Raw genomic sequence first — 8,848 nt, 5'->3', positions numbered from 1 at the left:
TTCGTGGGGGCGCTCGCCGCGTTCGCCGTCGTGGTCGCCGCCGCCGGCCGGCGCGCGGTCCTGCGACCGACCCGGGTGGTGCTGGCCGGCGTCGCCGTCGCGCAGCTCTGCGCCGCGCTGACGACGTTCGTGATCATCTGGGCGGCCCAACCGCACGCGACCCAGAGCATCACCTTCTGGCTGTCCGGCTCGCTCGCCCGCGTCGACTGGACCGCACTGGCGTGGGCGACGCCGCTGCTCGCGGCGGGGTCCGCCGTGATCCTCCGGTTCGCCCGTGCGCTCAACGCGTTCGCGTTCGGCGAGGAGGCCGCCGCCGCCCTCGGCGTGGACGTCCGGCGTGTCCGGTGGCTGCTGCTGGTCACCACGGCGCTGCTGACCGCCGTGCTGGTCTCGATAAGCGGCGCGATCGGGTTCGTCGGCCTGATCCTGCCGCACGCCGTGCGGCGGTTCACCGGCCCCGACCACCGGCGGCTGCTGCCGGTCGTCGTCCTCGCCGGAGCGATCTTCCTCATCTGGGTGGACACCGCGGCCAGGACCCTGTTCGACCCCCGCGAACTGCCGGTGGGCGTGCTGACCGCCCTGCTCGGGGTGCCCGCGTTCGTGCTACTGCTGCGCCGAGGGGACCGGAACACCTGATGCTGGAGATCCGCGACGTCTCGTGGTCGGTGCCGGCCGCGCGACTCCTCGACGGCGTGACGTGCGCAGCGCCGCGCGGCACCCTGGTCGGCCTGCTCGGCCCCAACGGGTCCGGCAAGACCACCCTGCTGCGGGTCGTCGCCGGGTTGATCGCCCCCCGATCCGGGACCGTGACCGTCGCGGGCGACGACGTGGCCGGGCTGCCGCGTGCCACCGCGGCACGGCGGATGGCCCTGCTCGCCCAGTACGCCGAGACCGACCTCGACCTGACCGCGCTCGACGTGGTGCTGCTCGGCCGCACCCCGCACCGCCGCTCCCGCTGGTCGGACACCGACACCGACCGGGCCGCCGCCGCCGACGCGCTCGACCGCGTCGACATGACCGGGTACGCCCACCGCCGCTGGCAGACGCTCTCCGGCGGGGAACGCCAACGGGTCCAACTCGCCCGGGCCCTGGCCCAGGAACCGCAACTGCTCCTGCTCGACGAGCCCACCAACCACCTCGACATCGGCCACCAGCTCCAGCTGCTGGGCCTGGTCCGGCGCAGCGCCGTCACCACTCTCGCCGCCCTGCACGACCTCAACCTGGCCGCGATGTTCTGCGACCTCGTGGTGGTGCTGCACCACGGTCGGGTCGTCGCCACCGGAACGCCTGCCGACGTGCTGACGCCTGCGCTGCTCGCCGACGTGTACGCCGTGGACGCCGACGTGACGGTCCTCGATGGACGACCGGTCGTCACCTACCGGGCCCCGGCAGTATGAACGTCCTGCTCGTCTCGCGCGGGGCGGCCCACCACGGCGGCCACGACGCGATCCACCGCCTCGCCGCAGCGGTCGCCGAGGCCGTGGGCGTACCGGTGCGGGCCTGTTTCCTCGACGGCGCCGAGCCCTCCCTGCACGCCGCCCTCGACGCCGTACCGGAGCATGACGAGGTCCTGCTCGTGGCCGTGCACCTGCCGCCCGACCGGTACCTCGACACCTGGCTCCGCCGCGCGGTGGCCCACTGGCGTACCACCCGGGACCGGCAGGTACGCGTGCTGCTCGCCCCGCCGTTGGCGACACAGCCCGCGCTGGTCACGGCAGTCAGCGACGCCGTCACCGGCGACCACACCACGCTCGACGGCAACCCCGGACCGTTCCGCAGCCCCGCCTGGTCGCAGATCACCCGACACCGCCGACACGTGCTGGTGTGCCGTGGGCCGCGCTGCACCGCGTACGGCGCCAACCAGGTCGCCGCCACCCTCGGCGACCGCCTGAAGGCGAACGGCCTCGGCGACGACGACGTCCTGGTCACCTCGACCGGTTGTCTGTTCCCCTGCAACCTCGGGCCGCTCGTCGTCGTGCATCCCGACGACACCTGGTACGAACACGTGGACGCGGACCTCGCCGTCCTCATCGCCGACGTGCACCTGCGCGACGGCACACCGGTCGACGGCAGACGCCCACGCGACTCGTGACCGCGAAGCCCGGTACGGTTATCGACGGTCGTCATGGCGTGGGCGTCGGCCCGGACGGAAGCGTCCTGGGGCGACGGGTCGGGAAGGAGCGGGTGTGGTGCGGCGCAGAGCCCTCGTGGTCCGAGGCGGATGGGCGGGTCACCGGCCGGTCGAGGCGACGGACCTGTTCATCCCGTTCCTCGAACGCAACGGATACGAGGTACGGGTGGAGGAGTCGACGGAGGTCTACGCCGATGCCGCCGAACTGGCCGCCACCGACCTGATCGTGCAGTGCATGACGATGTCGCAGATCACCGGGGAGCAGGTGGCGGGCCTGGCGGCGGCGGTCGTCGCCGGGACGGGTCTCACCGGCTGGCACGGCGGCATCGTCGACTCGTTCCGGGCCTCCTCGGACTACCTGCACCTGGTGGGCGGCCAGTTCGCCGTCCACCCCGGCGTCGAGCCGTGTGCCCGTGGCGGCGGAGAGCAGGACAGCTTCCTGCCCCACTCGGTCACGATCACCGACCTCGGCCGGAACCATCCGATCACCGCCGGGATCGAGGACTTCGACCTGGTCACCGAGCAGTACTGGGTGCTGCACGACGACTTGATCGACGTCCTGGCCACCACCACCCACCCGACTCAAGCGTGGCACCCGTGGCACCGGCCGGTCACCTCGCCGGCGATCTGGACCCGCACCTGGGGAGCCGGGCGGATCGTCGTGACGACTCCGGGACACAGCCTCGACGTGCTGGAACACACGGCCGTCCGTACCGTCATCGAGAGGGGAATGCTGTGGGCGACCCGCACGGCGTCGGCATCGTCGGTCTCGGGGTCATCTCCCGCGCGTACCTGAGCACGCTCGCCCACCACCCCCGGGTCCGCGTCGTCGCGGTGGCCGACCTGGACGCGGCCCGGGCTTCCGCTGCCGCCGCGACCATTCCCGGCGCCGAGGCGGTGAGTGTCGAGCGGCTGCTCCGCCACCCCGAGGTGGCGACGGTGCTGAACCTGACGATCCCGGCGGCGCACGCTGAGATCTCGAGCGCGGCGATCGACGCCGGACGGAACGTCTACGTCGAGAAGCCGCTCACCGTCACGTTCCCGGAGGCCCGGTCGCTCATCGACCGGGCCTCGTCGGCGGGCGTCCGGGTCGGATGCGCGCCGGACACCGTCCTGGGCACCGGTACGCAGACCGCCCGGGCGGCGATCGACGGTGGACTGATCGGCCGCCCACTCTCCGCGTCGGCCGTCATGGTCACCCCGGGTCACGAGCGGTGGCACCCCGACCCCGACTTCTACTACGCCCCGGGTGGCGGCCCGCTGCTGGACATGGGGCCGTACTACGTCTCGTCGCTGGTCCACCTGCTCGGACCGGTGCGTGCGGTGATCGGTGCGGCGAGCCGGATGCGGGATGCCCGGACCGTCGGCTCGGGGCCCCGCCTCGGGCAGCGGATCCCGGTCGAGGTGCCGACCCACGTGAGCGGCGTGCTGGAACACGCGGACGGTGCCCTGTCCACCCTCACCACCAGTTTCGACGGTGTCACCACGACGGCCGCGCCCATCGAGGTGCAGGGGGAGAGCGGCACCCTCGCCGTACCCGATCCGAACACCTTCGACGGCGAGGTCCGTCATGTCGCGCTCGACGGCCCCGGGTGGCGGGTCCTCGAACCGGGGGCCGGCTACGTCGCCGCCACCCGAGGGGTCGGCCTGATCGATCTCGTCGGGGCCGACGAGGCGCGTCCGCCCCGGGCCAGCGGCGAGGTGGCGCTGCACGTCCTCGACATCATGACCGCCCTGCTCCGGTCGGCCGCCGAGGGCCGACGGGTCGAGTTGACGACGACGGTGGCACGCCCCGCACCCGTCCCGTTGACCCCGGCGCAGGAGTGGTCCCGGTAGCCGGTCCTCGGCGCGGGCGACCGGCCTTGTGGAGCACGTGCTGAGCGCGTGAGCGGCGACCGTACCCGCAGCCCGTGCCGGTGGCTGCGCGGACGGGGCAGCGGCGCGAATTCCTACGATAGTCGTAGCCGGGGTTCATGCAGACGACAGACGATCCGGCGGGCGCGTCCGGACAGGCTGTAGCGCATGACGATCACGCTTCCCGAGTCGGCGAGCCCCACTCCGGCGCCCGCTCCGGTCCCGTATCACCGGCTCGCCCGTACCGACCGGCACCGCTGGTGGCGGCCCCTGCTTGGCACCCTGCTGATCATGGTGGGGGTGCCGGTGGTGCTGATCGGCGGGTTCGGGGCCGCCAGCGCCGTGGTGTGGTTGCTGGACGGGCCGGAGGATTTCCTGGGCGGCGGCCCGGAGGTCGAGCTGGCCATCACCATGGTCACGCTGGGGCTGCTGATTCCGTTGACGCTGCTGGCCGCCCGCTGGGTGCAGCGTCGTCCGGCCGGGACGGTGTCGTCGGTGGTGGGCCGGTTGCGGTGGCGGTGGCTGGCGACGTGCCTCCTGGTCGCCGTACCGGCGTTGGTGCTGCATCTCGGGGTGCTGAGTCTGCTGCCCGGTGGCGGCCAGGCGAGCGACTGGGCCGGGTGGGAGCGGGTCGCGGCCGGTCTGGCCGTCGTGGTGCTTCTGGTGCCGTTGCAGGCGGCGGGTGAGGAGTACCTGTTCCGGGGCTGGATGATCCAGGCGTTCGGGTCCTGGATCCGGTCGCCGTGGCCGGGGGTCGCGGTGTCGTCGGTGCTGTTCGGCCTGGCCCACGGCTGGGGCACCGGCTGGGGCATGGCCGACCTGGTCTTCTTCGGCGCGGTGACGGCGGTCGTGACGATCCGCACCGGTGGGCTGGAGGCCGCCATCGCGCTGCACGTGGTGAACAACGTGGCCGGGATCGGGCTGGGGGTCGTCACCGGCACGCTGGACGCGCAGCAGGCCGACGTGTCGGCGAGGGCTGCGATGATCAGCATGTGCGTGACCGGACTCTACGGTGGTGTGGTGCTGTGGTTGGCCCGTCGCCGCCGCGTCGAGAACGGCACCGGCCACGGATCGGTCGGCAACGACGACGCGTTCGACCTGGTCAGCATTCCGCTCTGGATCTTCGGTGCCTACCTCGCGGTGGTCACGGTCGCGCCGGACGTCGCGCCGGTGTCGTGCTGCGCGGCCTGATCTGCGGCCGGACGGGGGCGTGTGATGGGCGTGGTGGTGGCGGGGACGTCGTTTGCCGGTGTCGTGCTCGGGAAAGCGGGGTCTCCGGCGGCGAGCATCGTCGCCACTGGCGGATGGGACGTCGAGGATGGGTGATCACGGGGTGTCGGCGCCGGAGTTCGAGGTGACCCCACCCCTGACCCTGGGGGTCGAGGAGGAGTTCCTGCTGCTGGACCCGGCGACCGGGGAGAGCCTGCCGGTGGCCGGGCAGGTGCGGGCCGCCCTGCCCGGCGACGCCCGTCGACAGAGCCGGCAGGAGTTCCGGCACAGCATGGTCGAGATGGTCACCCCGGTCTGCACCGAACTGAGCGAACTGCGGGAACACCTGCTGACGCTGCGCCGCGCCGCCGCCGACGCCGCCCACGCCGCCGGAGCGAGCCTGGTCGCCCTCGGCGCCACCCCGGTGCGGGAGGAACACCGGTCCGTACCGGAGGAACCGCGCTACCACGCGATGTCCCGCCGATTCGGCCCGGTCGCGCACGATCCCGCCGTCTGCGGCTGTCACGTGCACGTGGGCCTGCCCGACCGGGAACTGGCCGTCCAGGTCGGCAACCACCTACGGGTGTGGCTTCCGGTCATCCACGCCATCACGGTGAACTCGCCCCTGCACGACGGGTACGACACCGGGCACGCGAGCTGGCGTTCCATGCAACTGGAACGCTGGCCGAGCATCGGACCGACCCCCTACTTCGCCTCCGCCGCCGAGTACGACGCCACCGTCGCCGACCTCGTGGAAGCCGGGATCATGCTCGATCCCACGATGGTCTACTGGTATGCCCGTCCCTCGGCGAACTACCCCACGATCGAGATCCGGGTCGGTGACGTCTGCCCGAGCGTCGACGACACCGTGCTGCACGCGGCGCTGGTCCGTGCCCTGGTCACCACCATGGTCGACGACATCCGGCGTGGCACCCCCGCACCCCGGCTGCGCAGTTGCCTGGTCGCCGCCGCCCACTGGCGGGCCGCCCACCACGGGCTCGACGGTGACCTCATCGACCTGCGGACCACCCGGCCCCGACCGGCCTGGGACCTGGTCGCCGACCTGCTGACCGTGGTCAGCCCGGCATTGGGCGTGCACGGCGACCTCGACTACGTGCGGCAGCAGCTCGACCGGCTCCGCCGCACCGGCACGGGCGCCGCCCGGCAGCGGCTCCTGCTCGGCGACACCGGCGGCGACATTCCCACGCTGCTGCACCACCTCGCCGTACAGACCACCACCGGCTGACCCGTTCCGGGCGCGCACGGCTGCCGTGCTCGGGCGCGTGCACGGTGACCAACCGGCCCGCCCGTTCGCCGGAGCGGGTGGGGTGCCCCGCCACCCAGGGGGCGGTCGGTCAGCGGATGTCGTGGGTCTGGAGCCAGAGTTCGAGCAGACCGAGCTGCCAGAGCTTGTTGCTGCCGGCCGCCGCCTGCGCCGCGTCGGGGTCGTCGAGCAGGTACGCGACGTACTCCGGCCGGAACAGGCCCCGCTGCCGGGCGGCCGGGGCCCGGAGAGCGTCGACGACCATGTCCCGTACCGCGCCGTCCACGTTGCGCAACGCGGGAACCGGGAAATAGCCCTTGGGCCGGTCGATGACGTCGGCGGGCAGCACCTCCCGCGCGACCTCCTTGAGTACGCCCTTGCCGCCCTGGGCCACCTTGTGCTCCGGCGGGCAGGCCGACGCCAACGTCACCAGATCCTGGTCCAGGAACGGGGTGCGGACCTCCAGCCCCCAGGCCATGCTCATGCTGTCGACCCGCTTGACCGGGTCGTCGGGAAGCATCCGGTGGGTGTCCAGCCGCAGCACGGCGTCCAACGCGGTCTGCGCGCCGGGCGCGGCCAACTCGGCGAGGAGCAGCTCGCGGCTGGCATCGTGGTCGCAGGCGTACGCGGGGGAGACCACCCGGCACAGTTCGGCATGATCACGGTCGAAGAACGCCGACGCGAAGGTCTCCACCGCCCCGTCGCGCGGCACCTCGGCGAGCGGCTGGTGGTAGCCGTACCCGGCGAACACCTCGTCGGCGCCCTGCCCCGACTGGGCCACCTTGACGTGCCGGGCCACCTGCTCGGACAGCAGGTGGAAGGCGACCACGTCGTGGCTGCCCATCGGCTCGGTCATCGCGGCCACCGTGGCGCGTACCGCCGGGACCAGGTCGTCGTCGGCGAGCCGGATCCGCTGATGGTCGGTGTCGAAGGTGCGGGCGACCAGGTCGGAGAAACCGAACTCGTCGCCGGCCTCGCCGCCACGGCTGTCGAACCCGATGCTGAAGGTGCGCAACTGCTCCTGCCCGGCCTCGGCGAGCAGCGCCACGATGAGGCTGGAGTCCAGTCCACCGGAGAGCAACACCCCGACCGGTACGTCGGCCACCAGCCGTCGGCGTACGGCGGTGCGCAGTGCGCCGCCGAGCGCCGCCTGCCAGTCCCGGGCGTCCATGCCGGAGTGGGCGGGGTCGCGGGCGTACTCGGGTCTCCAGTAGACGCGTTCGCGGCTGCGCCCGTCCGCCTCGATGACCCGCAGCGTCGCCGGTGGCAGCTTGCGCACGCCGCGCAGCACCGTGCGGGGCGCCGGGACGATGGAGTGCCAGGAAAGATAGTGGTGCAGGGCCACCGGGTCGATGGTGGTGTCGACGTCGCCGCCGCGCAGCAGCGCGGGCAGGGTCGAGGCGAACCGCAGCCGTCCCGGGGTCTCGGTGAGATAGAGCGGCTTGATGCCGAGGCGGTCGCGGGCCAGGACCAGCCGTCGACGCGTCCGGTCGACCAGCCCGATGGCGAACATGCCGACCAGGTGGTCGACGAACGCCTCACCCCAGTGCGCGTACGCGACGAGGATGACCTCGGTGTCGCTGGTCGAGGTGAAGTGGTGCCCGGCGGCGCGCAGCTCCTCGCGCAACTCGGGATAGTTGTAGACACAGCCGTTGAAGACCAGGGCGAGCCCCAGATCCTCACGGACCATCGGCTGGGCACCGGCCTCGGAGAGGTCGATGATGGTGAGCCGCCGATGCCCGAGAGCCACCCAGTCGTCGCTCCACAGCCCTTCGCCGTCCGGCCCACGGGACCGCATCGCCGTACTCATCCGGTCCACCGCGTCGGTGTCCGGCCTCGCGCCGTCGAACCGTGCCTCCCCGCCGATTCCGCACACGTCAGTGGGTCCTGATTCCTGCGGGTGATGCCGGCACCGGTGACGACTCCTGTCTTCGGAGGCAGGTAGTGGTGGTGCGCCGCGACGTGCCGCCGAGTCGGGTGGGCGGTCCGCATACCCGCTGGTCAACGCCCGAAACCGCCACCACGCGGCGCCGCTCGCTGCCGTACTGGCGTGTGGCCGTGCCTGCCACCGTGCGGTCGTGCCTGCTGTGTGCGGCCGGGTCCGCGTCGTGTGGCCGTGCCCGTCGCCGGGAGTCGTGCCAACGCGGCCTGCTGCCGGGTCTCGGCGAAGCGTTGTGGCGTGCTGGGGTAGGTGGGGAGATTTGTTGTCGCTCCAGCGACAACAAATCTCCCCACCTTCGCCGTGGTTGGTGGCCCCACCCGTTCGGGCCGGCTTCGCGGTAGCGGAGCCGGCCCGAGTGGTGTTGATGGGTGTCAGCAGTCGAAGTACATGGCGAACTCGTGTGGGGTCGGCCGCAGGCGGACGGGGTCGACTTCGTTGGCGCGTTTCC

At 72.5% G+C, this 8,848-nt stretch carries 8 protein-coding genes; 7 read left to right on the top strand and 1 reads right to left on the bottom strand.

From position 1 onward, the window contains the following. The 7 genes from EYA84_RS20370 to EYA84_RS20340 all read left to right on the top strand — a co-directional run. Window positions 1-636: iron ABC transporter permease (locus EYA84_RS20370; RefSeq protein WP_153227112.1), on the top strand; the 636-nt coding region annotated here is incomplete at its 5' end. Then, a complete protein-coding gene (locus EYA84_RS20365) occupies window positions 636-1,397 on the top strand; it encodes an ABC transporter ATP-binding protein (protein ID WP_131054641.1) in 762 nt (253 codons plus the stop codon). The genes EYA84_RS20370 and EYA84_RS20365, both read left to right, overlap by 1 nt. Further along, the gene (locus tag EYA84_RS20360; RefSeq protein ID WP_131054640.1) at window positions 1,394-2,092 is read left to right on the top strand and encodes a (2Fe-2S) ferredoxin domain-containing protein; all 699 of its coding nucleotides are present in this window, start codon (window positions 1,394-1,396) and stop codon (window positions 2,090-2,092) included. Before EYA84_RS20365 ends, EYA84_RS20360 begins: the two co-directional genes overlap by 4 nt. Before the next feature lie 94 nt (window positions 2,093-2,186). Beyond that, window positions 2,187-2,927 carry a ThuA domain-containing protein gene (locus EYA84_RS20355; RefSeq protein ID WP_131054639.1) on the top strand — a complete coding sequence of 247 codons (741 nt, stop codon included), beginning with the start codon at window positions 2,187-2,189 and terminating at the stop codon, window positions 2,925-2,927. Next, window positions 2,867-3,967 (top strand): Gfo/Idh/MocA family protein, encoded by a 1,101-nt coding sequence (locus EYA84_RS20350; protein ID WP_131054638.1) that lies wholly within the window; start codon window positions 2,867-2,869, stop codon window positions 3,965-3,967. Before EYA84_RS20355 ends, EYA84_RS20350 begins: the two co-directional genes overlap by 61 nt. 186 nt (window positions 3,968-4,153) lie before the next feature. Next, a complete protein-coding gene (locus EYA84_RS20345; RefSeq protein ID WP_131054637.1) occupies window positions 4,154-5,176 on the top strand; it encodes a CPBP family intramembrane glutamic endopeptidase in 1,023 nt (340 codons plus the stop codon). A 127-nt stretch (window positions 5,177-5,303) separates the two neighbouring features. Beyond that, window positions 5,304-6,440 (top strand): glutamate--cysteine ligase, encoded by a 1,137-nt coding sequence (locus EYA84_RS20340; protein ID WP_131054636.1) that lies wholly within the window; start codon window positions 5,304-5,306, stop codon window positions 6,438-6,440. A 109-nt stretch (window positions 6,441-6,549) separates the two neighbouring features. On the opposite strand, the gene EYA84_RS20335 is transcribed toward EYA84_RS20340, so the two are convergent. Next, window positions 6,550-8,334: an N-acetylglutaminylglutamine amidotransferase gene (locus EYA84_RS20335; protein WP_131054635.1), complete on the bottom strand. Its 1,785-nt coding sequence runs from the start codon at window positions 8,332-8,334 to the stop codon at window positions 6,550-6,552. Between the last annotated feature and the right edge of the window lie 514 nt (window positions 8,335-8,848).

The sequence above is a fragment of the Verrucosispora sp. SN26_14.1 genome, assembly GCF_004307965.1.
Lineage (GTDB): Bacteria > Actinomycetota > Actinomycetes > Mycobacteriales > Micromonosporaceae > Micromonospora.
The sequence above is the reverse complement of the archived record's forward strand: the minus strand, read 5'-3'. Positions and strand labels throughout refer to the sequence as shown.